18 protein-coding genes and 1 tRNA gene are annotated in these 22,820 nt (G+C 64.2%); 9 read left to right on the top strand and 10 right to left on the bottom strand.

What is annotated here, in order from left to right:
- Positions 1-138: 138 nt before the first annotated feature.
- The 4 genes from E4S61_RS06510 to E4S61_RS06495 are packed head-to-tail and all read right to left on the bottom strand — an operon-like array spanning position 139 to position 7,843.
- On the bottom strand, positions 139-2,184 hold the full coding sequence (locus E4S61_RS06510) for a SpoVR family protein (protein ID WP_135303072.1): 2,046 nt from the start codon (positions 2,182-2,184) through the stop codon (positions 139-141).
- Complete coding sequence (locus tag E4S61_RS06505; protein ID WP_135303071.1) at positions 2,181-3,497, bottom strand: YeaH/YhbH family protein; 1,317 nt, start codon at positions 3,495-3,497, stop codon at positions 2,181-2,183. Before E4S61_RS06505 ends, E4S61_RS06510 begins: the two co-directional genes overlap by 4 nt.
- Positions 3,488-5,770 carry a PrkA family serine protein kinase gene (locus E4S61_RS06500; protein WP_135303070.1) on the bottom strand — a complete coding sequence of 761 codons (2,283 nt, stop codon included), beginning with the start codon at positions 5,768-5,770 and terminating at the stop codon, positions 3,488-3,490. Before E4S61_RS06500 ends, E4S61_RS06505 begins: the two co-directional genes overlap by 10 nt.
- Positions 5,771-7,843, bottom strand: coding sequence for a PrkA family serine protein kinase (locus E4S61_RS06495; RefSeq protein ID WP_135303069.1), 2,073 nt, complete (start codon positions 7,841-7,843; stop codon positions 5,771-5,773).
- A 440-nt stretch (positions 7,844-8,283) separates the two neighbouring features.
- Between E4S61_RS06495 and E4S61_RS06490 the strand changes: the two genes are divergently transcribed.
- On the top strand, positions 8,284-8,661 hold the full coding sequence (locus E4S61_RS06490; protein ID WP_135303068.1) for a DUF5820 family protein: 378 nt from the start codon (positions 8,284-8,286) through the stop codon (positions 8,659-8,661).
- A gap of 31 nt (positions 8,662-8,692) precedes the next feature.
- A complete protein-coding gene (locus E4S61_RS06485) occupies positions 8,693-9,145 on the top strand; it encodes a UPF0179 family protein (protein WP_135303067.1) in 453 nt (150 codons plus the stop codon).
- Positions 9,146-9,232: 87 nt separating this feature from the next.
- Here the strand turns inward: E4S61_RS06485 and E4S61_RS06480 are convergent, their stop codons facing one another.
- Both E4S61_RS06480 and E4S61_RS06475 read right to left on the bottom strand, forming a co-directional pair.
- A complete protein-coding gene (locus E4S61_RS06480; protein WP_135303066.1) occupies positions 9,233-10,021 on the bottom strand; it encodes a M14 family metallopeptidase in 789 nt (262 codons plus the stop codon).
- Positions 10,022-10,122: 101 nt separating this feature from the next.
- Positions 10,123-10,602, bottom strand: a complete 480-nt coding sequence (locus E4S61_RS06475) for a DUF309 domain-containing protein (protein WP_135303065.1) — start codon at positions 10,600-10,602, stop codon at positions 10,123-10,125.
- Positions 10,603-10,738: 136 nt separating this feature from the next.
- On the opposite strand from E4S61_RS06475, the gene E4S61_RS06470 reads away from it, so the two are divergent.
- From E4S61_RS06470 to E4S61_RS06450, 5 genes are all read left to right on the top strand, one after another.
- Entirely contained in the window at positions 10,739-12,232 is a 1,494-nt protein-coding gene (locus E4S61_RS06470) for an ATP-binding protein (protein ID WP_167768430.1), read from the top strand.
- A gap of 101 nt (positions 12,233-12,333) precedes the next feature.
- Positions 12,334-12,417 (top strand) — tRNA-Leu (locus tag E4S61_RS06465).
- Between the two features lie 267 nt (positions 12,418-12,684).
- A complete protein-coding gene (locus E4S61_RS06460; protein ID WP_135303063.1) occupies positions 12,685-12,885 on the top strand; it encodes a hypothetical protein in 201 nt (66 codons plus the stop codon).
- 54 nt (positions 12,886-12,939) lie between these two features.
- Positions 12,940-13,776 carry an inositol monophosphatase family protein gene (locus tag E4S61_RS06455; RefSeq protein ID WP_135303062.1) on the top strand — a complete coding sequence of 279 codons (837 nt, stop codon included), beginning with the start codon at positions 12,940-12,942 and terminating at the stop codon, positions 13,774-13,776.
- A gap of 90 nt (positions 13,777-13,866) precedes the next feature.
- Positions 13,867-15,015 (top strand): DUF63 family protein, encoded by a 1,149-nt coding sequence (locus tag E4S61_RS06450; RefSeq protein ID WP_135303061.1) that lies wholly within the window; start codon positions 13,867-13,869, stop codon positions 15,013-15,015.
- On the opposite strand, the gene E4S61_RS25290 is transcribed toward E4S61_RS06450, so the two are convergent.
- A complete protein-coding gene (locus E4S61_RS25290) occupies positions 15,012-15,164 on the bottom strand; it encodes a hypothetical protein (RefSeq protein ID WP_167768429.1) in 153 nt (50 codons plus the stop codon). The two genes, E4S61_RS06450 and E4S61_RS25290, sit on opposite strands and share 4 nt — an antisense overlap.
- Before the next feature lie 214 nt (positions 15,165-15,378).
- Here E4S61_RS25290 and E4S61_RS06445 point away from each other — a divergent pair, with 214 nt between their 5' ends.
- Positions 15,379-16,548 carry a glutathione-independent formaldehyde dehydrogenase gene (locus tag E4S61_RS06445; protein ID WP_167768428.1) on the top strand — a complete coding sequence of 390 codons (1,170 nt, stop codon included), beginning with the start codon at positions 15,379-15,381 and terminating at the stop codon, positions 16,546-16,548.
- Between the two features lie 19 nt (positions 16,549-16,567).
- Here the strand turns inward: E4S61_RS06445 and E4S61_RS06440 are convergent, their stop codons facing one another.
- The 3 genes from E4S61_RS06440 to E4S61_RS06430 form a co-directional block, all read right to left on the bottom strand.
- On the bottom strand, positions 16,568-18,280 hold the full coding sequence (locus E4S61_RS06440; protein ID WP_135303060.1) for a YcaO-like family protein: 1,713 nt from the start codon (positions 18,278-18,280) through the stop codon (positions 16,568-16,570).
- 31 nt (positions 18,281-18,311) lie between these two features.
- A complete protein-coding gene (gene tbsP, locus E4S61_RS06435) occupies positions 18,312-19,130 on the bottom strand; it encodes a transcriptional regulator TbsP (protein WP_135303059.1) in 819 nt (272 codons plus the stop codon).
- Between the two features lie 193 nt (positions 19,131-19,323).
- Positions 19,324-21,396: a hypothetical protein gene (locus E4S61_RS06430; protein ID WP_135303058.1), complete on the bottom strand. Its 2,073-nt coding sequence runs from the start codon at positions 21,394-21,396 to the stop codon at positions 19,324-19,326.
- A gap of 163 nt (positions 21,397-21,559) precedes the next feature.
- Here E4S61_RS06430 and glyA point away from each other — a divergent pair, with 163 nt between their 5' ends.
- Positions 21,560-22,807: a serine hydroxymethyltransferase gene (glyA, locus tag E4S61_RS06425; protein ID WP_135303057.1), complete on the top strand. Its 1,248-nt coding sequence runs from the start codon at positions 21,560-21,562 to the stop codon at positions 22,805-22,807.
- Positions 22,808-22,820: the final 13 nt, after the last annotated feature.

Below are 22,820 nucleotides of genomic sequence, written 5' to 3'. Positions count from 1 at the left end.
CCCGGTGTCCGAGCGAGCGTCGCGAGAATATGTCGCGCAGCGGCCGCGCTCGGGCGGGGGCTTTCTGGTTGTTTGAATCGGTCACACTCCCGACCCTGCCAAAACTAGAAATCGCTCTCTTCGAGAAAACAGTGACGTTCAGGCGGTCCACTCGTCGGGCTTGGTGTTGTAGTCGATGTCCGTCGCCGCGAGGTGTTCGACCTCGTTCCAGGGGACGTCCTCGACGGTGATCTCCTCGCCGTCGTAGCGCAGTCGCTTGCCGACCTCCTCGGGTTCGGGTTCACGGTCGCGGCGCTTGGCGACTTCCACGTCGTGGTCGTCGAACTCCTTGACGATGGTCAGGAGATTCACTGGGCGGCCCCAGAGTTCGAAGGTGCGTTCGAGGACGTCCGCGGCCTGTCTGGTGTCGAGCATCACGCCGTTGAACTGGTGGGCCAACAGCAACTCGTTGCGGTTCTGGTAGTTGCCGTCTTGTACGACGACGGTGGGCTTGCCGAAGTTGGTGAAGTTGAGCATCAACTTCTTCTTGACGTCCTCGTGGTCCGTCGAGGTCACGCGGTAGTCGCCGGAGGCGTGGGTGTACTCGTAGGTGAAGTAGTCGTTGTCGTCGACGAACTCTTGCGTGAGGAACTCGTCGAGGAAGGTCACGTCGTTGTGGCTCTCGCGAATCTCGCGCATGCGCTCCCAGCCGCGGGTGTACTCGACGTCCGCGAGCGCCGCCTCGACGCTGTCGTAGCGGGAGTCATCGAACATATACCGCGAGACGCGCTCTAACTCCTCCTGACTGACCCGCGAGACGAACCCGCGGTACTGGGGCTTGACCAGCGAGTAGTGCCGTTGTGCCAGTCCCTCGTAGGTCAGCACCTTCCAGGGGTACGTCTCGGCGTCGAGATCGCCAGCCCAGGCGCGTTCGAGGGCCTCGCCGTCCACGCGCGGGTCCTCCGGGTCGAGTTCGTCGAGGTGCTCGACCACGTTCTGTAACCAGACTGGCGGTTCGAGGTGGTCCTGCACCTCGGTGAAGTCGACGACGTCGTGGAACGTCCGCCACGTGATGCCGTCGACGCGAAGCAGGCGTTCGACGACCTCCCGGCGGTTCTCCGTGTTCTCGACGTACTCCCAGATTTCGAGGCCGAGTTTGTAGGGGTTCAGGCCCGGCGATCCGAGCACTTGCGCCATGTGGTCGGCGTAGAGGACGAACTCGTCGTCGCCGGCGAAGCGCTCGCCGGTCATCATCAGCGACTCCCAGTAGGCCGCCCAGCCCTCGTTCATCACCTTCGTCATCTTCTGGGGGGCGAAGTAGTATGCCTCCCGGCGCAGGAGTTCGAGTATCTCGGCCTGCCAGTCCTCCATCTCGACGGCCTTCCCGGCGTCCTCGTCGTAGGCCATCCCGTGCTTGCGCAGGAAGCCGAGCACGTCCTTGTCGGGTTGGGCGGGGAACGTCACCCCGTCCTCGTCGTCGGCCTGTGCGTCCAACCACTCGTCGTCGAACACCTGTCGCTTGACCTCGTCCGAGAGGTCGAGCTCGTCCAGTTGGTCGGCGACGTCGACGCCCTCGATGTCCTCGAAGTGCTCCGCGGCCGTCTCGACGGGACTGTACGGCTGGTGCTGGTCGATGTTGTCCTCCAGACAGAGGACGTGGTCGATGAACCGCTCGACCTCGCCGCGCTCGATGTCGGGGTCCTGCATGTACTCCCGGATGGTGTCGCTGTGGCGAGCGAGCATCCCGGCAGCGTCGGGACCTCTGTCGGGGCCGCCCTCCGTCGCCTCGCTGGCGGCTCGGGGCGGGGCTCCGTCGCTGAACATCTTGAACCAGCGGTTGTTGGCGAAGAAATCGGCGTGGGCCTCGACGTGGGTGATGACCGCCTTCTGGTCGGCCAGCGTGTTCGACTCCTGGAGGAAGGCGTGGGCCGGGTCGTCGTTGTTGACGATTTCGAAGGCCTTCCCGCCGAGGAACTGGCCCTGCTTTTGCTGGCGGTCGTACTGCATTCCCCAGCGCCAGTGGGGGTACCGCTTTTGGAACCCGCCGTAGGCGATGAGTTCGTTCATCTCGTCGTAGTCGACGACCCAGTAGTTCACCGGGTAGGGGGTCAACCCGAGCTTTCGAGCGAGGTTCCCCGCTTCGTTGACCGGCTCTTCTAAGTCGTCGGCGATGCGCTGCTTGGCGAATCTGTCGTCTTTGCTCATCCCTCTTCCTCCGTGCTGAGTATCTCGTAGATGGCGTCGATGACGTCCTCCGGCGAGGAGACGTACGCCACCGCGACGTTGTCGCTGTCGCGGAAGCTCCGCTCGACCTCCTCGGCGTGGGTCGCGTTGATCGCGTTCCCGCTGGGTTGGGTCTCCACGTAGGCGTGGAGGTTCGCCGGGATCTGTTCCATCATCGGGATGACCTTCTCCTCCGTGTCGTTCGAGGAGTTCTCGGAGTCACCGGCGGCGAACACGTAGCGGTTCCACTCACTCCACGGATACTGTTCTTCCAGTACTGCGGCGGCGAGGTCGTACGCGCTGGAGATGCGGGTTCCACCGCCCGAGCGGATACCGAAGAACTCGTCGCGGTCAACTTCCCACGCGTCGGCGTCGTGGGCGATGTAGACGAACTCGGCGTTGTCGTATTTCCCCTGGAGATACCAGTCCAGCGGCGTGAACGTTCGCTCGACGAGTTCGCGCTTCTTCTGGCGCATCGACCCGGAGACGTCCCGGATGTTGACGACGACGACGTTCTTCTCGCGCTCCTCGACGATTTCGGGGTAGCGGTAGCGTTCGTCTTCCCGGCGGAACGGAATCTCGTCGACGCCTTCTCGGCGGATGCGCTGTGGGGTGTCCGTCTGCTCGACGTTCGCCTCCATCTCCTCGATGGACGCCCACGTCGTCTTCTCGTCGTCGGGGATGTCCTCGTAGGCGTCCTCTATCCACGCCTTCGAGACGACGATGTTCTTCTCGCGCGCCCACTCGAACACCGTCGCCGGCCCCCAGCCGTCGACTTTCAGCGCTTCGCGGACGTAGTCCTCGTCGAAGTCCATCGCCAGCTTGCGCTTCAGCCCCTGTTTGAACAGGCGCTCGAAGTCCAGCGTCGAGGACGGCCCGGTCCGAGTAATGTCGGTAAAGTCGCCCTCCTTCTCCTCGATGACTTTCTTCCCCTTCGGGTCCAAATCGAGGCCGAGACGCTCGTCTAGCTCCTCGGCGAACTCCTCGGGGTCCATCTCGTAGTACTCGTGTTCGCCGCCCTCCTCGCCGGGTTCGCCGTCCTCGTCGCCGTCGTCGCCCGGCTGGGGCTGTGGTTGGCCGACCGGGTCGCCCGGTTCGGCCCCTTCGCCTTGCCCGACACCGCCCTTGTCTCGCTGGTCGTAGGCGAACTCCGGGAGGTCGACTATCTTGATAGGGATACGGACCTCGTCGCCGCGCGAACTGCCGAGGTCGCCGTACTGGATGAACTCGGCGAGGTCCTGTCGCCGCTCCTCACCGATCTCGCGGTAGCGCTCTAAGTCGTCTTTCAGTCCCATCTGTAACTCACCTGGCTCATGACGTGTCGGCTGGTCAGCTCGGCGGTGGCCTCGCTGTACCCGCGCATGTCGACCATGTTTTCGATGGTCGTCTCCTTGAGGCGGGCCGTCTCGGTCCCGGACGGCGGGTTGTCCCACTGCCGGGGGTCGAAGTCCTCGTAGGTCCGCTTGACGTCGTCCCAGTCGTGACTCCCGAGAACGGTTTTGATGACGGGAATCTCCTTGGGGGAGACGTCGCCGACGCGGAACTCCTCGTCGCGGCGCTGCCACGCGTGGCGGTTCAGCGCCGTGATGATCTTGTCGGTGCGGAACGCCTCGACCGCCTCGTCGGGGTCGTTGTCGTCGTAGTTCGACTCGTCGAACCGGCCGAGGTGCTCGATCTCGAACACCTTCATCTTCAGCGGGTCCGGGTCGACGTACTCGCCGCGGGCGTTCTCTATCTGTTCGTCGCTGGCCCACGCGTAGACGTGCTCGATGTACTCTTCGACAGTGGTCTCGTCGACGCGCTTATCGCGCATCATCGCGTCCAGCACGTCCCGCTCCTGTTCGCCGAAGATGTGGTTTTTCACGGGCACGACTCGCTCCTCGTACTCGCCGGCCTCCGCCGTCGAGAACACCGGTGCGTCGCCGAGCCCCTCCGCGATAGCGTTGAGAACGTCTCGTGGCATGATGACGTGTTCGACGGGTAAGTCGGGGTGATGGCGATCCTGCGTCTCGTGAAGCAGGTCGGCAACGATGTCGCGGACGTAGGTCACGGGGATGCCGTGATCGCCGTCGGCGTCGGTCTTCTCGACGTTGTAATCGTCGATGTCGACCTGCTCGTCGCCTTCCATCAGGTAGCCGCGGTCGAACAGCAGCGCCTTATCCACGAGGTCCAGGCCGCTCGGAATCGGCGAGGCGTCCAGTCGGGAGACGACGGCGTACAGCGCCGCCGCCTCGACGGTGTGGGGAGCCAGTTCCTTCTCCGTGGCCGTCTCGGCCTCGTCACGGACGGCGACGGTCACCGGTTCCTGAATCCACGTCTCTAACTCTTCCCACGAGTCGGGATCCCAGACGCTCGTCTCGTTGGTCAACTCCCGACGGAGCAACTGGGCTTCCAGCGAGAGGTTCGTCAGGTACGTGAACTCGTGTTTGTCCAGCCGACGTTTCAGCGCCTTCAACGGGTCCTGTCCCTCGCGCTCCGCGTGCTGGTTGAGTTGGGCTTCGAGGTCGGGGTTCGAGATGATGACCAGTTGGGTGTCGACGTCCATCCCGATGCCCTTGTCCAGTTTCACGCGGCTCTCGTCGGGGACGTTAAGCAGTTTCTGGAGCAAGTCGGCGTGCTGGGCGGCGTCTTCGACGACCGTCAGCAGGCCGTTGCCCTGCGAGAGGACGCCGTCGTAGGAGAACGCCTGCGGGTTCTTCCGGCCCCGCGAGTCCAGTTCGCGGAGCATCCCGTGCATCCACGACCCGACCAACCGCTCTTTCGGCGTTCCTTCGTCTTCGGAGTGGAGGACGCCGATGCCACGACCGATGTCCACGACGAAGTTCTTCACCCGAAGATGTCCTGGGTCTGTGACCGCCGAGAACAGGTCTTCAGCCCCCTGCCGGCGGTATTGCTCTTCTAAGTAGTCGTAGGCCTCCCGCGAGAACGGGTCTAAGTCGCCGTCGACGTGAATCCCGATGTGGTCGTCCAGTTTCTCGTTGATAGCGGCAAGCAGGTCCGCCCGGACGTCTTGCGGGAACACCGTCAGCGGGTGGACCTGCACCGGGCTCTCGTACCAGTCGTCCTCGTCCTCGATGGGGGTGTCGCCGTAGGTTAGGGCACTGTCGCTCCCGCCCGCGCCGGCGACGTTCCACTCGACGGTGTAGCGGCGGCCCTCGGGCGTCTTCGAGTACTCCCGCAGGCCGTTGATGAGACACCGCTTGAGTTCGGACTTACCCGTCGCAGTGGGGCCTTCCAGCCACACGATCTTCTCGTCTTTCCCTCGCCCGGCGGCGATAGAGCGCAGGTCGTCGACGAAGGCGTTCAGCACCTCAGTGTTGCCGAGGATAGCGTGTTCCCCGTCGTTATGCGGGTCGTCGAAGAAGCGGTAGCGCTCCTTCTCCTCGCCCTCTTCGATGACCGTTCGGGTGCCCGCCGCTTCGATGGCCGCGAGCAGGTACTTCGAGGCGTGGGCGGCTATCTCGGGCGTTTCGAGAACTGTGTCGACGTACTCCGCGAGGCTCATCGGGGCCTCGTAGGTCGCATCGAGGGACTCGTCCGCCCGGCCGATGTACTCCTCGCCGTTCATCTAGTCCTCCATCTCGCTCTTGGCGACCTCCGCGCCGGCGAACTCGAGCACTTCACGCGCGCCCTCCTCGGAGTAGTGTTGCTCGATGAGCGCGTCGATCCACTGGTTGCGCTCGTCGTCGTCCATCTCGCCGGACGAAACCAGCGCCGAGAAGTTGATGTTGTGCTTCTTGTCCTCCCAGAGTTTGCGCTCTAAGGCGCGGCGCAGGCGGTCGTTGTCCTGCGGGTTGAACGTGTCCCCCTCGCGTGCTCGGCGGGAGACCCAGTTCGAGACCTCCTGACGGAAGTCGTCTTTCCGGTCTTCGGGCAGGTTGAGTTTTTCCTCGACCGACCGGAGGAACTGCTCGTCGGGTTCCTGCTCTCGTCCGGTGAGTTCGTCCTCGACGGTGTCGTCGTCGATGTAGGCCATGACGTGGTCCATGTACTTCTCGCCCTGGCGCTGAATCTCGTCCATGTCGTAGGCGAGCGCGTGGCGCACGTCCTCGATGGCCCGCTCTTTGTACTCCTCGCGGACGAGTTCGAGGAAGCGGTAGTACTCGTCGAAGGACTCCTCGTCGATGGAGCCGTGGTTCTCCAAGTTGCCTTCGAGGTGGTTGAACGTCGTCAGCGGCGAGAGGAAGTCCCGGTCGCGGTGCATCGAGTCCATGATGGCCTCCGCGATTTCGTCGCCGATGAACCGCGGGGAGACGCCTTCCATCCCTTCGCCGATTTCGGCGGTCTTCGAGGCCTCGTCGCGGAGCTTCTTCACGTCGATGTCGTCGGCCTCGTCTATCTCGCCATTGTAGGCCTTGGCCTTCTGGACGAGGTCGACCGATTCGGTGTCGGGTTCCTCGATGCGCGTGAGGACGCCGAACAGGCCCGCCATCTCTAGCGTGTGGGGTTCGACCTGGATGTCCGGCAGGTCCGCGTTCCGGAGCATCTTCCGGTAGATCTTCGCCTCCTCCTCGTACTGGAGGACGTACGGGAAGTCGATGCGCTTCGTCCGGTCGTTGAACGCCTCCATTTTCTCGTCGCCCTTCTTATCGCGATACTCGGGCATGTTCGTCCGACCGACGATGACCTGGTCGATGTCGATTCGGGGGTTGTTCTTCGGCTTTATCGTTTGTTCTTGACTAGCATGGAGGAAGTCATAGAGGAACTCGCGTTGGAGCTTCAGCAGTTCCTCGCCGGAGAAGATACCTCGGTTGGCGTTACAGAACGCGCCGGAGTAGTCGAACGCGCGTGGGTCGCTCTCGCCGTAGATAGCGATCTTCGAGTAGTTGACGTCGCCGGTGAGTTCCGTCTCGTCCTGATTTTTCTTGTCCTTGGGCTCGAACGTCTCGATACCCTGGCGCTGGTTCTCGTCGGCGACGAAGCGGATGATCTCGACGTGGTTTTCGAGGACGGCTTGGAGGTCGTCGTCGTAGTGAGCGAGCAACTGGTCCATGTAGAACTCGCTGGCCGGGTCGAGCGCCTGTTCGTTGCGGATCGTGTAGGGCGCGTCGAGTTCCTCGTTGATGTCGTCGATGACCTTATCGCGCTGGTCTTGTGGGAGCAAGACCAGAGGGTCCTGGTTCATCGGCGACTGTACCACGTCATCTGCCGGATCCTGGTCGCCGACCACGTCACAGAGGTTCGTCCAGCGGAACGTGTACATCCGGCCCTCGTCGCGGCGAGTGTAGTTCTCGTAGTAGCGCCGGGCCTGCCTGTCGAAGTCGGACTTCCCGGAGCCGACCGGTCCCAACAGGAGCTTGATGCGCTTTTCGGGACCGAGGCCGCGCGCACCGGACTTGACCTTGTTGACGAACTCGTGGATGGACTCGTGGACCTCGCGACCGTAGAACGTGTTCTCGCCGTCGTGTAATGGGTCCTCGCTGGCGAGTTCGTATTCGACGACGCCGGCGTCCTCGTCGTAGCTCGTCCCGTAGTAATCGAACATGTCCGCCACACGCTGGTGGGCGTTCCGAGCGATGCGCGGCTCGTCGTATAGCTGTTCGAGATACCAGTCGAACGAGTGCGTCGTCCGCAAGTCCGCCGGTATCGTGTCCCGGTACTCCTTGCTCAGTGCTTCGAGTGTCTCTTTGTTCTTGCTCATGCTATCTCGGTGAGTTCGGCACGCGGCGCGGTTGTGCCGGACCGGACCCAGTCAATCAGTTGCCACCACCTGTCGCTCCGTACGCTCTCGCGGGCGGCCGCCACACGACCTGCCGACGCAGGCCGATGAGTGTGCCATGTCATATGTGGGCTGGCCGGGTGGACACGGGGACGGTCCCACCCCATTGGTAGCGGGTGACAGTGCGTAACTGTTTCCGATACTATTTATTACATGAGAACTCCACTCATAAGTACCTTTCTCCGACACACATATACCACCGCCTCTTGTCGCCACGATTTGCCTCCCTAACACGGAGACGGCACAGCCGAGGTATGTCATCATCCATCACGCTATTCGTACTGGGTTTATATACCAGACGGTGACTTCGTCTCGATGTCGCCAGCCGACAGAGTATTGGACGGCGGCGAGAACGCCTCAGTATGGACCTCGACGCGCTTTCCGACGACTGGACGGTGTGGAACGAGACTAACGAAAAACTCATCTTAGCGTACCGTCCGGACATCTTCGACAGCGAGAACTTTCCGGCCCCCTGTCTGCCGACGATCTACCTTACGCGGGGCAAGCGCACGCGCCGACCCGGCGTCGACCGGACGGGCGAGGACTGGTACGTCACGCTGTATCTGGAACCGGAGGTAGCCCGCGACGCCGAGTCCGTCACCGACCGGGACGCCGCCGTCGAGGCCGCCGTGACCCTCGCGAATCGCTTCGCGTCGGGGGAGTTGGACTATCGCTCGCTGTATCAGGTCCCGCGCGAGGCGTACCTCGACGAACTGGACGAACTGACCGGCCGTTCCTGACCCTTAACTTCGGGCCTGTTCTATCCCCGCTATGACCTCCGTGACGCTCGTCGGGACGCGCCTCGCCGAGGTGGGCGAGGAGTTCGTCTACCACGGCGAGGCCGACGGCTGTGCCGGCTGTCCGTACCGCGACCAATGTCTCAACCTCACGCCGGGCCGCCGATATCGAATCACTAGCGTCCGCGAGAGCGGGCAGACCCTCGACTGTGCCGTCCACGACACCGGCGTCCGCGCCGTCGAAGTCGAACCTGCACCGATTCCCGCAAACGTTCCCGACAAAGGCGCATACGCCGGGAGCAAAGCCTCGCTCGCCGGCTCGTGTCCACACACCGAATGCCCGAGCCACCAGTACTGCGAACCGATGGGCGCGGAGTTCGACACCGAGTACCGCATCGAGAAGATCGTCGGCGACCCACCACACGACTACTGCATGCTTGACCGTGACCTCACGCTGGTCGAACTCGAAGCGCCCGAGGACGCCTGATACGGGTTGTTGTAGCTGTTTATCGGTACCCGTCGCACCGGGGTTGACGATCCCGGTACGAGACTACAACAATCCGTATGAGTCGGCTCAGTCGAGTACGCCGACGTGGTCGGCGGTGTAACCGAAGACGTCCTCGTAGCCCTCCGCGGAGAGGAGAACGGGGTGGAACGACTCGTCAGAGACGAGTTGCTCGTCGTCCGCGGCCGCAATCGGCTCACCGGCCGGGTGTTCCTCGAAGTTTCTAGCGTACACCTCGTACTGGTCGGCCGCGGCCTTCGGGATGGGATCGCCCAGCTGGAACACCGGCAGGGACTCGCCCCGAGCCGGCAGTTCTCCGTTGGTTACCCCCGTCGCAGCGAGGAACTCTCTGATGACCTGCTCGGCGTTTTCGGCGGCTTCAGGCGACCCCTGATAGCCACACTCCACCTCGATCGTTTCGGGCGCGACAGAGAAGATACGGCCTTCGTTGGCGGCTTCCGTCTCGACGACCGCGTCGACCGACAGGTTCGGGAGGATATCCCGAAGCTCCGGCGACAACTCTCCGACGAGGGCGAACATGCCGTCGTAGGACTGGGTCGAATGGAGGCCGAGGACGGTACAGCCACGGAGTTCATCGGCCAGTTCCGCGGCCAGTCGCTCCTCGTGAAGCGCCGAATCAGGGTCGCCCGGGAACGCGCGGTTCAGGTCGGTTTCGAGGTAGCGCTCCCCCGCTTCGAGCGCCTCCTCGTTGGCGACGATAAACTTCACCGGGCGCTGTACGGCCGGTGGGTCCGCGAGAATCGCCTCGATGGCGTCCGGGCCGCACGGTTCGTCGCCGTGAATGCCGCCGACCACGACTATTTCGGGCGCTCCGTCGCCCAGTTGTTCGACTCGCATTGAGTAGCCTTTGGGCGTCCCACCATTAGAGTCGTGTGGATTCCACATCACCACGCTACTGTGTCACTTCCTAACAACGCTCTCGATGTGACGGTCGGTGGTCAATCCAGCGTCTCGGCGTATGCGAAATCCGCCTCGTCGGCGGTCGGATACTCGCCGTCGAGGCGAATCTGCCATCCTTCCAGTTCGCTCGGCTCGTCCAGCGCGTTCGAGACGGTGGTCCGAACGTCGAGGACATCCACGCCATAGAAATCCTTCGGGACGCCGCGGAAGTAGTCGAGAGAGGTGCGAAACAGCGAGCGCATCCCGTCGTCGTCCTCGAAGTCGAAGTGCTTGTACGCGCCGGCCGCGACTTGGACCATCGCGTGGAGAAACTTGCTCTCCGTCGAACCGTTGCCGTAGTTGTACCACTCGTCCTCGAAGCAGTCGTGCGATTCGTGAAACTCCCCGACGTTGTACAGGCGGACCCCGTGGACGACGGCCCGGCGGAGCGTCGCGTGTTCCCACTGCCCGTCCGCTCGCCAGCCCGTCGGGTCACCTGCTGGCGGTTCGACAGTCGGGTCCCGCGTGTGGTCGTCCATGCGTCACCTTCGACGGCGGGCCGGGTGAATCCACCGGTCCAGTTCGATACTGTCGATAGACCGACACGGTTCGCGCTGCAGAACGCCGACGCTGATAATGCAGAGCTTTTTTGAGCCACAGTTCGAAGTATCCGTCATGACAGAGAAACGAGAGCCGCCGGACCCGTCCGATGAGCCGGACGGAGCGGCGGTCCTTTCACGTATAACTGACCCGGTGGTGGCGCTGGACGAGGAACTACGAGTCACCTTCTGCAACGACGCAGCCGCGGACGTCTTCGCCAGCGCCGAAACTGACCTGCTCGGCACCGCAGTTGGGGAGTTGCTGCCCGAGTCGATAGTGACGACGTTTCGAGACGAATGCGAACACGCGATGGCCACAGCGTCGTCGGCGACGTTCGAAATCGACCATCCGGCGTCCGATGGCCGGTTCGAGGGACGGCTCTACCCCTCCCAGACAGGGCTGTCCGTCTTCTTCCGCGACATCTCTGGGCGCGTCCGGGAACGGAGTCGACTCGAGACCCGCGAGCGCGCGCTCCAGCGGATCTACGAGATCGTCGGCGACATCGACCGACCGTTCGACCGACAGGTGACGGAACTACTGTCGGTCGTCAGCGACGCGCTCGGGACGGAGTACGGGGCGCTGTCGCGTATCGACGTCGACACCGACACCTACGTCTTCGAGGCGCTCTCCGGCCCGGCCGACTGTGACTTCGAGGCTGGCGATGTCGTCTCGCTCAACGCGACGAACTGCGAGCGCGTCGTCAGGTCCGGCGAGACGCTCGTGGTAGACGACGTCGAGACCGACGCGCCGGACCTCGCCGACCGGACCGGCAACGCGGAGTGGGGTATCTCCAGCTATCTCGGGATTCCGGTCACGGTGGAGGGCACCCCTTACGGGACGTTCTGTTTCTACGACATGGACCCGCGAGCGGAGTCGTTCTCGGAGTGGGACGTGACGCTCGTCGAACTGCTCGGCAACTGGGTGAGCGCCGGGCTGGAAAGCGAGCGAACGGACGCGCGGCTCGAATCGTTTGCGGGGATGTTGGCCCACGAACTCCGCAATCCGCTCCAGATCGCACACCTCTACCGACAGCAGGCCGCGACCGGCGACCAGGCGGCGGCCGAGGAGTTGGCGACGGCACTCGACCGCATGGCGGAGCTGATCGATGTCATCCTCGTCACCGCTGGCGGAACGGACTCGGTCATCGACTGGGAAGAAGTCGCGTTGGCCGACGCCGCCAGCGACGCCTGGGAGACAGCAAACGACGACGAGTCGGGACTAGTGATCGAAACCGAGCAGGTCGTCGAAGCCGACCCGACACACCTCCAGTACGTCCTCGAAAACCTGTTCTCGAACGCGGTCGTTCACGCCGGTCCCGACGTGACCGTTCGCGTCGGGGACCTGCCCACTGGCTTTTACATCGCGGACGACGGCCACGGAATCGAGGCAGCCGAGCGCAGTCAGGTGTTCGAACCCGGCTACACCACCGACGGCGGCGGGACCGGTCTCGGGCTTACCTACGTCGACCAGTTGGCCAACACCTACGATTGGGACTGTACAGTCACCGAGAGCCACGACGGCGGCGCACGCTTCGAATTCACCGGAACCGAACCGAACGCCGCGGACTGAGACGGCGTCATCGCCAGCCCGTGCACTCGTCGGCCGACCGAGAGTGTAAGAGGTTTATATCCCGATGTCATTGGTCGAACTGCACGACAGTGAGACAGCGTGCGAGGGTAGCCAAGCCAGGAAACGGCGGCGGACTCAAGATCCGCTCCCGTAGGGGTCCAAGGGTTCAAATCCCTTCCCTCGCACTGACCGACCGCTATCGCCGTCGGGCGGTGTCGCCGGAGGCGACGACGCCCGAGACGTGAAAGGGGTCGGGACGAGGACCTAATACGGTCCCTCGCAAACAGTGCTGGAAGACTCGCACGGAGCGATCTTCCCTCGCAACTTTCGATAGAATACCGCGGAGAGAGTTCTGAGAACAGCAACAGCGAACCCCTTCCTCCTCTATTCGTTATTGCAACGGTTTGTAATATATGGGTACTTTTATACTGCAACGTGAGTTATTGACTGGCATGGCAACCGACCAGGCCGACGGCTCAGGTATCCGAGTGCCACCGCTGGAGAACACGGCGTTTTTCTCCATCGATTCGGACGACGGCTACGTCCGTATCGAGCAATCGCTCGGGAATCAGGTACTGTACACGCCGGAGGAGGCCCGCGACATCGCCGAATCCATCCTCGCCACCGTCGAAGAAGTCTCCGATCAGAAGTAGCGTTCTTTTGCTGGATACCGAGTTGGTAAGGTTCCGGGCCTGCCAGCCCCGCCCATGTCAGACGCACACCACCGTGCGGCGCTCGCGGAACGAGCCGCACGGGCTGGGGGCGTCGTCGCGCGAAAGCAGTTCCGCGGCGACCTCGCTGTCGAGACGAAAGCCAACAAGAACGACCTCGTCACGGAGACGGACCGCGACGCACAGAGTCAGGTGGTGGCGACCATCCGCGAGGAGTTCCCCGACGACCCGTTCGTCCTCGAAGAGGAAGTGGTCACGCTCGCCGGTCCCGAGACCGGCGAAACCGACCCCAGCGTGCTCGACGGCGTCCCCGACCGCGGGGCGGCGTGGGTGGTAGACCCTATCGACGGCACTGCGAACTACGTCCGGGGCAACCGAACGTGGGCGACCAGCGTCACCGCCCTCGAAGACGGCGACCCAGTCGGGTCGGCGACGTACATGCCGTCGGCGGGCGACCTCTACGCCGCCGGGCCGGAGAGCGCGACCCGCGACGGCGCGACGCTGTCGGTGAGCGAGCGCACCGACCCCGAGACGTTCGCCGTCGCCCCCGTCGGCTGGTGGGACCGAAACGACCGTGCGGAGTTCGGCGACCTCTGTACCGCCGTCGTCGAGCGGTTCGGGGACATGCGCCGTATTGGGAGCTTTCAGGCGACGCTCGCGCTCGTCGCCGACGGCGGGCTGGATGGGGCGATCTGTACGGTCCCGATGAACCCGTGGGACACCATCGCTGGCGTCCACATGGTCCGGCAGGCGGGCGGGACGGTTACCGACCTCGACGGCGAGGCGTGGCGACACGACAGCCCCGCGCTCGTCGCATCGAACGGCGAAGCCCACGACGAACTAGTGGCCGCCGGAAACGAGGCAGTGCAGTAGACCCGAGTCGTCGGTGTCCCAGCCGCCGGTGTCGCGGTCTGCGCGCACGCGACCGGAAACCTGAAACCGACGCACGCCGCTCACTCGCCCATGAACACGTTCGAGCAGGTCGTCGACGACTATGGGGCCGGCCGCCTCTGGGTCGCTTCCTTCGTCGCTATTCTCGTCGTCGCCTGGGGTGCGGTACTCACGGCGCGAGAGGCCATCTGGGACCGCTTCCTCTGGCACTACTTCTGGGGCCCGGTGTACGCCGACGCGAAAGCCGCCGGCTGTGCGGTCATGACCGACAGCGGCCCGGAGCCGCTGTACGAAGGGTGTCAGGCGGCCGTCCAGAACGGTCGTATCGTCGCTGAACCGGGCTACACCATCGTCTCAGAAATCGGCTACATGCTGATACTGGTGTACATGCTCGTCGGCGTCTACTTCCTGCTAGAGCGACTGGACATCGCTAACGATCCGAAGCTCTACTTCGCGTTCGTCCCCTTCATGCTACTGGGCGGGGCGCTCCGGGTCGTCGAGGACGGGACCGACCGGGCCATCGAGGCCGGGGTCTCGCCGCTGGTCGAGTACCCGCTGAGTTCGCTCATCATCAGTCCCATCATCTACGGCACCGTCTTCCTCATGACGCTGCTGACCCTCGTCGTCTGCGTCCTCCTCGACAGGCGCGGCTACATTGGGAGCTACTACCGCGCGACGGCCGGCGTCGGGACAGCGCTCGTCCTCGGGACGCTCGTCTACCTCTACGGCGTCGCGGCGACGACGGACTACTCGACGCTGTACCCGTCGGTCCTCCTCTCGACAGTCGGTATCGCGACGGCGCTGTCCTACGGGCTCTACAAGGCGTTCGACGCGTATGCGCCCGAGGTCAACGACGGTACTGGCTACATCGGGCTGTTCGTGATCTGGGGTCACGCCATCGACGGCGTCGCCAACGTCATCCTCGCCGATTGGCTGAGCGTGTTGAACGTCCCCCTCGAATACTACCCGAAACACCCGGCCAACGCCTTCATCATCTCGGTGACCGAGGCGCTCCAGCCGGCGGGACTCACGGCCGCAATCGGCACGTCGTGGCCGTTCCTGATCGTCAAGCTCGTCGTTGCGTCGCTCGTCGTCTGGCTGTTCAACGAGGAGTTCATCGACGAGAGCCCACGCTACGCGTTGCTGTTGCTCGTCGCCGTCACCGCCGTCGGTCTCGGGCCCGGCACACGCGACATGCTGCGGGCCACGTTCGCCATCTAAATCTGTTGTAGTGTCGATTCGGGGTAGTAGCGTCCCCCGCAACTTCGACACTCCGCGACTGTCAGCGTCGACCCATCTGCTGTCGTCACTTCGGCACGAACGAGGCTGTCTCCACACTCGCTACACGGGAGGTCGTACTCGGATACCATGTGTTAGTTGCTGAGCCGAAGCGCCGGCTCCCATGATAACTGACAACACCCACCACTATAATGGTTCTGTGTCGAATGCGTACGTTTCGGGCGCGAAGCGGTACGTTACGGCCGCTTTTCGGAATCGCACGATGACAGCCTTGTCGCCGCCTGCGGGTGCAAGCAAGCGACTGATTTGGAAATCGCCGCTTGAAGGCACAGCGGGAACCCGATAATGACTATCAACGCAACGGTCTACCGAGGACCGCACGAGATGGCAGTCGAGGAGATCGACGAACCCGAACTTGAAGGCCCCAACGACGCGATCTTGGACATCACGACGAGCGCTATCTGCGGGTCGGACCTCCACATGTACGAGGGCCGTACCCCGATGGACGAGGGGCGCGCGTTCGGCCACGAAATTATGGGCGTCATCGAGGAGGTCGGCGACGGCGTCGAGAGCCTCGAACCGGGCGACCGGGTCGTCCTCCCGTTCAACATCGCCTGCGGGTACTGCCGCAACTGCGTAGACAACTACACCGCCTTCTGTCTGAACGCCGACTCCGAGACGCCCGGCGGCGTCTACGGCTACGCGATGATGGGCCCCTATCAGGGCGGGCAAGCCGAGAAGGTCCGGGTCCCACACGCCGACTTCAACGCACTGCAACTGCCCGACGGCGACGAACACGAAGACGACTTCATAATGCTCGCCGACGTGTTCCCGACCGGGTGGCACGGCACCGAACTCGCTGACCTCGAAGCCGGCGAGTCGGTGGTCGTCTACGGCGGCGGTCCCGTCGGACTGATGGCGGCGTATAGTGCGAAACTCAAGGGCGCATCCGACATCTACCTCGTCGATAGAGTCGAGAGCCGCCTCGAACTCGCCGAGGAGTACTGCGACGCGACGACAGTCAATTTCGAAGAGGAAGACCCGACCGAAGTTATCCCCGAGCAACACGGCGGCAAAGTCGACAAGGGCGTCGACGCGGTCGGCTATCAAGCCATCGACGGTGGCCGGCACAGCCACGGCGACGGCGCGTACGACAAGTCCCGCGAGGACCCCTCGCAGGTCATCAACGACCTCATCGGCACCGTCCGCGCGACGGGCAAGGTCGGCATCGTCGGCGTCTACTTCTCCTCGGACCCCAACCCGCCGGAACACGTCGACGAACCCGGTGAGCTTCGCATCGACTTCGGCAAGCTCTTCGAGAGCGGACTGCGGGTCGGCACCGGCCAATGTGATGTCAAGCGATACGACCGACGGCTGCGCGACATGATCATCGAAGGCCGCGCGGAACCGAGTTTCATTGTTTCCCACCGTGTGGACCTCGAAGACGCTCCGGAGATGTACGAGCGCTTCGACGAGCGCGAAGAGGGTGTGACGAAAGTCCTCCTGAAACCCTGAGTTCGGACTCGCTTCCCAGTCAGGGGAACGGGTGATGCGCCCGGTCGAGGCGCGGTTCGAATCCGAGGTCGGCTGGCACGTGCTCGGCCCGGTTTCCGAAGTAGGCGTCGTCGAAGAAGAGCGGCTGGGCCGCCGGGCAGAACACCCGCACCGCATCGAACCCCATCCCTTCGAGGTCCCGCGTCGTGAGCCGCGCAGCGTAAGGCGTCAGACCGGCGTCTGTCACGCGGTCTACGAGAGCGGACAGTTCCGCCTCACCCTTGGGAGCGTCGTCGGGGCCGATGCTCGACAGCGGGACGGCCGTCTCCGCCTCGACCAGGGACGCCGCGTCTTCGGGCCGGTCGGCGTACTGACCGATCGCGCCGTCCTCGTCCCGCGCGCCTTCTTTGCCCATCCCCCGCAGTTCCATCCAGTTCTGCAGCGCCTCTTCGAGCGCCCCCGCGGCGGCGGCCCCCGCGTCGAGCGACGCCGACGTGCCCAGCGCGAACTTCGGCCACGCGTCCCGCTGGACGGCGACAGTCACGACCGGCACGTCGACGTCCTGTGTGAGCGAGAGCGCGGTCACGGAGAGGTCCTCCGAGCGAGCGCGGCGGCGGAGCGTCTCGTAGGACTCGTTCGCTTCGACGACGACTTCCAGCGGGTCGTACGTCGAGTACCACGCGAGCATCGCCGCGTCGCGTTCGATGACCTCGTAGAGTCCCGAGAGTAGCGCATCGGTCTCTGAACTTCCGAGTCCGAGCCCCGTGGTCGTCGCTGGACGCACCGTCCGCGAAGGCGGCGGGTAGACGACGACTTCCGCGGGCGCGGCGACCGCTTTGCCAGTGTCGAGAGTTTCAGCGGGGACCCACGACAGTTCGCCGTCCGCCGTCCATCCCTCGCCATCGGGCGCAACGAACGCCGTCGGGTCCAGCGCTCCTTCGATGCTCTCTGCAGTTCCCCTCGCCATCGTCGCTTCGCGGTAAGTACCGGCGGCGTAGCGCTCGTACCCCTCGCCGAGGGCCTTCATGAACGCGGCATCCCAGTCGACGGCGACGCCCGCGGCCTGCTGTGGTGCGGTCGCGTCGCTGAACCCTGACGTGTCCGTGAGCGACGCCAGATAGTACGGCGCGGGGAACGACTCGCCCTCCCCGACGTTACGGGCGATACCCACTCGCTGGTCGAGTCCGGCCTCGGCCCGTTCGAGCGCCTCTCGTTCGTGTTCTGGACTCCCCGAACGACGCAGCCGCCACCGCGAGGACTCGTCGCAGCGACACCCCGGAACCGGGAGGAACTGCCGCTCGGTGTGAGGCAGTTCGACGACGGTGCCGGCGAGCGCTCCCTCGCCAGCGAGCGCCTGCTCGATACGCCGCCCGGCGACTGCGCCCGCGAACCGTTGGGTGCCGGCCGACGGCGCTTCGGCGGGCGCTTTCTCCTGGTCGACGTTTGCCCGGACTCGCTGTCTGAGACAGTCGTAACAACCGGTCTGCGGGCCGAATCCGCTGACCGCTGCGTCGACTGCTGGAACGCCGCCGATACCGCCGAGTTCGACGGCGACCCACGCTCTCTGGCTCTCGACGGCCCGGTCGTTCGCTGACTGAAAGAGGGTTGAAGTGACCGGGCCGACGACGACGGCGAGGTCGGCATCGGCTTCGAACGGTTCTTCGACGCGGGTAACGGTCGCGTCCGCGTCCTCGACCGCGGCGACGAGCGACTCGGCGGCCGGGCCGCTCCCGACGACTTCGACAGTGGTCATGCCCCCGATAAAACGGAGGGGAAAGAAAAACCTATGCGGCCAGCAGGCTCTGTGCGACCGTCGCCAGCTCGTCGGCGTCGGCGTCTTCGAGTCGCTCGTCGCCGAGCATCAAGCGCAGTCGCGGTCGGCCCACGTCGATGGGAACCTTCTCCGTGTCGATGAGGCCCATGTCTTCGAGCTTCGTCTTCGTACGGGAGAACGTCGCCTTGCTCGCCAGCCCGACGTCCTCGCCCCACTTGCTGATGTCGTACAGCAGTTCGCCGTTGCGGGCGGCCACCAGCAGACTGATGGTGACCTCGTCGAGCCCGTCGCCGTCACCGCGAGCGGTCGCCAGCGATCCGAGGACCGCATCGAAGTCGTTGGCGGCCGCCTCGCCGATATCCGCTTCTAATGTCGTGCGGACCCGCGAGATGGCCGGCGTCCGAAGCGAGAACGTCTCGGCGTCTTCCCAGGACGTCTCGTAGTAGTCGTACGCGGTTCCAACGAAGTCGTCGTCGTCCGTGCCTAATCCGCCGACGGCGTCGCCGATGGCCACGAGCGCGTAGACGTTGTCCGTCGTCACCGCGACGGAATGTGCCGGCACGTCTTCGAGCAACCGCATCGCGAGGGTGTCCGCCTCGATGAGGTCTGCGGCCGTGCTGGCGACGAGGAAGTCGTCCATGACGTCTTTCAGCACGCGTTCGTCGGCGAGCAGCCGAACCGGCGAGGGGTCGGACTGCTCGTCTAGCGTCGAGACGAGTGCCGATACGGCGTCTCTGTCCGGGTTGACCACGTACACTGTTTCGTCGGCCTCCTCGAACACCGCCGACAGCATCGAACCGATGTCGTCTTGCAGTAGGGTTGCACTCATTGTCCTAGAAGGTGTATTGTGGCTTGAACCATTTAATTTCATCGGCCGTTTCGGGTTGATTTCTTGAACACATCGAACAGACGCACCTTACTGATGAGTTAAATGTATGCAGAATACGAGCTACCGGAAATCGATGTACGACCACCGAGCAGACGGTTTCCTCTTGGAACGCAAATCCGCGTGAGGAGTGGTTTCAGGCTGGCTCGGGGAGGCGGGCCGCTAAGTCGCCCGACCAGTGAAACTCGCCGTCGAAGATGACGGGGACTGAGATGGATTCGAGCGTCTCGACGAGCGTCTCGGCGTCCACCGAGAGGTCGGTTCGCCTCCCGTTAAGCGCGCTCACGCTCCCGAATGGGAGACGATAGCGCTCCCCAGCCCGCGGTGTTACGACTTCACAGACGATGTCGTAGCCCGCGTCAGTCTCTGTCAGCCAGATCACCACGGGCTCGGCCGGACTGGGCATGAGCGCGTACGTGCCGTCGCCGACGACGGCATAATCTTTCCCCATCATGATGCGTCGGCGGGCGAGCTGGAGCGCACGCTGCATGCTGAACCCGGTGCTCAACAGGCGTGCGAAGGCCGTCCCGACCAGCGCCGCGTGACGGTCCAGAACGTCGGTGAACGTGACGGCCCCGGCGACTGCGCCGCTCTCGACGAGGTCCAACCCCTCGTCGTAGGAGCCACAGGCGTTCAGGAAGAAGGTCCGCGTCTGGACGTCCGAGAGGGTCTCTGTCGAGAGCGTTCCGTCCGGACAGCGGAGCCCGTCGCTCTCGCAGTGGCCGATGAAGTGGACGAAGTCGTTCCGGGACTCGAAAACGTCCGCGAGTTCGGCCCTCGTCAGTTGCTCGGTGACGGCCACGTCCATTGGCAGGTCCGCTGCCCGGTAGATCTCGGTTACTGCACCGTGTTCGTCCGACATCGTCGAGTCGTTCAGCACGACGGACAACTGGAGGTGGTCGCTGTCCCGCTCGCGATAGCGATAGCGGTTCTCGTAGGCCGCCGTCGTCGGTTTGAAGGCGTCGATCGGCGTCCCCGGTGCCAGCCACGCGCGGACGCGAGCCGAACTGGCGCTCGGTTCGACCATTGTCGCCGTCGCGGAGGTCCCGCGGGTCGGATAGGCGTCGGTGAGCATCTGGTCGAGGAGGTCCCGTCGATTGAGTTCAGCGGCCTCGGGCAGATAGATGAGGCTCAACTTGTCGAGCAAGAACGGGAGGCATCGCGCTCGGTCGAGCGACGGGTGCGCATGCGTCGAGAGATGCCACTCCGGGAGGCCGTCTCGTATCGCGGTCGACGGGACCGAGAGGTAGCGCTCCAGTCGGCCCGCTGGCGAGAGCGTTCGCACCGCCTCGGGGTCCAGCGAGCACGCATCGAGAAGGTCGGCGTTCCGTTCGGGGTTCACTCGTCTGACCAGGCAGTCGAGGTAGAACACCCGCCTGAGCATCGCGGCGGCCTCCGTCTGGAAGCCCGGGAGCGGTGAAAACTCGCGGTCGACGTTCGTCCCGGCCGCAGTCAACACGGGACGGTCGCGGTCGCCGACGGTGACCGACGCGCCGAGGTAGAACGCGAGCGGCGCGGCGACGAAGGTGGATTCGACTGTCTCGGGGAGGCGCAGTTCGATACCGGTCTCGTGGCACTGTTGTGCGACGGCGTCGGGAATCGATGTGGTCTCACCAGTCGTCAGGAGCGGCGGATGGTCGCGCTGTGCTGGGTGGGACCGTGAGGGGGCCATCGTGTGATGGGCAGCACTCAGACAGGAGAGGCCGGCGGCGAGTCCGGCGACTGTCTCGGGGACCTGCACTCGTTCGAGGCCGGTCGTCGTCTCGCTGAACCCCAACGTGATCGGAGTGGACTCCCACAGTGAGAGGACCGTCCCCTCACACGTCGGACGCAGCGAGGCCGGCCCGTCGAACCGGACGTGAACCCGAACTTCGTCGGTCGCGAACGGGTCGTCTCGGTTGCATGTCGACGTCCGTTCGACTGTCCCGGTGACGAGGAAGGCCCCCTCGGGTAACTCCGAGGCACGCGTGAGTTGATACTGTGCGTTACATTCCAATCCGGTCACCGTCACGTCCGTCCCAGGGAGGACGAGTCGCCCCGTCTTTGCAGTAAAACTCTCGTCGGTCTGGCGCGGAATCGGCCACGTAGCCTGTTCGCGCACCGAATCCAGCTGTTTCAGTATCGCTTCCGGACAGAGAGATCCACCGTCGTCGTCGGCTGCAAGGTGATCCCCCCGGTCACCCGCGTCCGACGTCCCCCACGTGCTCATACGACAACCAGTTTGCGCTAATGCAATATAGGCATGACTATAACTTGGCTGATATAATTCTTCACCGAATGAGTGGGCCGTAATTCGCTGCGACTCCTGTCAGCGAGCCTCATGCTCTCGGCCAAAGGGTAGATTATTGACGGGCGGCGTTCGAGAGTGCGACATGACCTACGACACCGTCCGCGAGACGGACCCTGCCGTCGCCGACGCACTCGAAGGTGAGCGTGCGCGCCAGAACGACACGCTTTCGATGATCGCCAGCGAGAACCACGTCTCCGAAGCAGTCATGGAGGCCCAGAGTTCGGAACTCACCAACAAGTACGCCGAGGGCTACCCCGGCGAACGCTACTACGGCGGCTGTGAGTACGCAGACGAAATCGAGGAACTGGCCATCGAACGCGCCGAGGAGCTGTGGGGCGCAGACCACGTCAACGTTCAACCACACTCGGGTTCGCAGGCCAACATGGGCGTCTACCTCGCCGTCCTCGACCCGGGCGATAAGATTCTCTCCCTGGACCTGACCCACGGCGGCCACCTCTCTCACGGCCATCCGGCGAACTTCGCCGGACAGGTCTACGAGGTCGAGCAGTACGAGGTCGACGAGGAGACGGGCTACATCGACTACGAGGGCCTCGCAGACCACGCCGAGGAGTTCGAACCGGACATCATCGTTTCGGGCTACTCTGCGTACCCCCGAGAGGTCGACTTCGAGCGGATTCAGGAGACGGCCGACGCCGTAGACGCCTACCACCTCGCCGACATCGCTCACATCACCGGGCTCGTCGCCGCGGGCGTCCACGAGTCCCCCGTCGGCGTTGCCGACTTCGTCACCGGCTCGACGCACAAGACCATCCGCGCCGGTCGCGGCGGCATCATCATGTGCGACGAGGCGTACGCAGACGACGTCGACTCGGCGGTGTTCCCCGGCTCGCAGGGCGGCCCGCTCATGCACAACGTCGCCGGCAAAGCGGTCGGCTTCGGCGAGGCGCTCGAACCCGAGTTCGAGGCGTACGCCGAACAGACCGTCGCCAACGCGAAGGCGCTGGGCGACCGCCTGCAAGAGCACGGCCTCGACCTCGTTTCGGACGGCACGGACAACCACCTCGTCCTCGCCGACCTGCGACCGTCCCATCCCGACACGACCGGTAAAGAAGTCGAGGAAGCCCTCGAAGCGGCGGGTCTCGTGCTGAACGCGAACACGGTGCCGGGCGAGACACGCTCGGCATTCAACCCTTCGGGCATCCGCGCGGGCACGCCGGCGCTCACCACCCGCGGCTTCGACGAGGACGCCTGCCGCGAAGTCGCCGACCTCATCTACGATGTCGTGGATGCCCCCGACGACGACGAACTGATCGCCGAGATCAGTGCCCGCGTCGACGAACTGACCGACGAGTACACGCTCTACGAGTAACCACACGACTGCC

This window comes from Haloarcula amylovorans (assembly GCF_004681185.1).
Lineage (GTDB): Archaea > Halobacteriota > Halobacteria > Halobacteriales > Haloarculaceae > Haloarcula > Haloarcula amylovorans.
The sequence above is the reverse complement of the archived record's forward strand: the minus strand, read 5'-3'. Positions and strand labels throughout refer to the sequence as shown.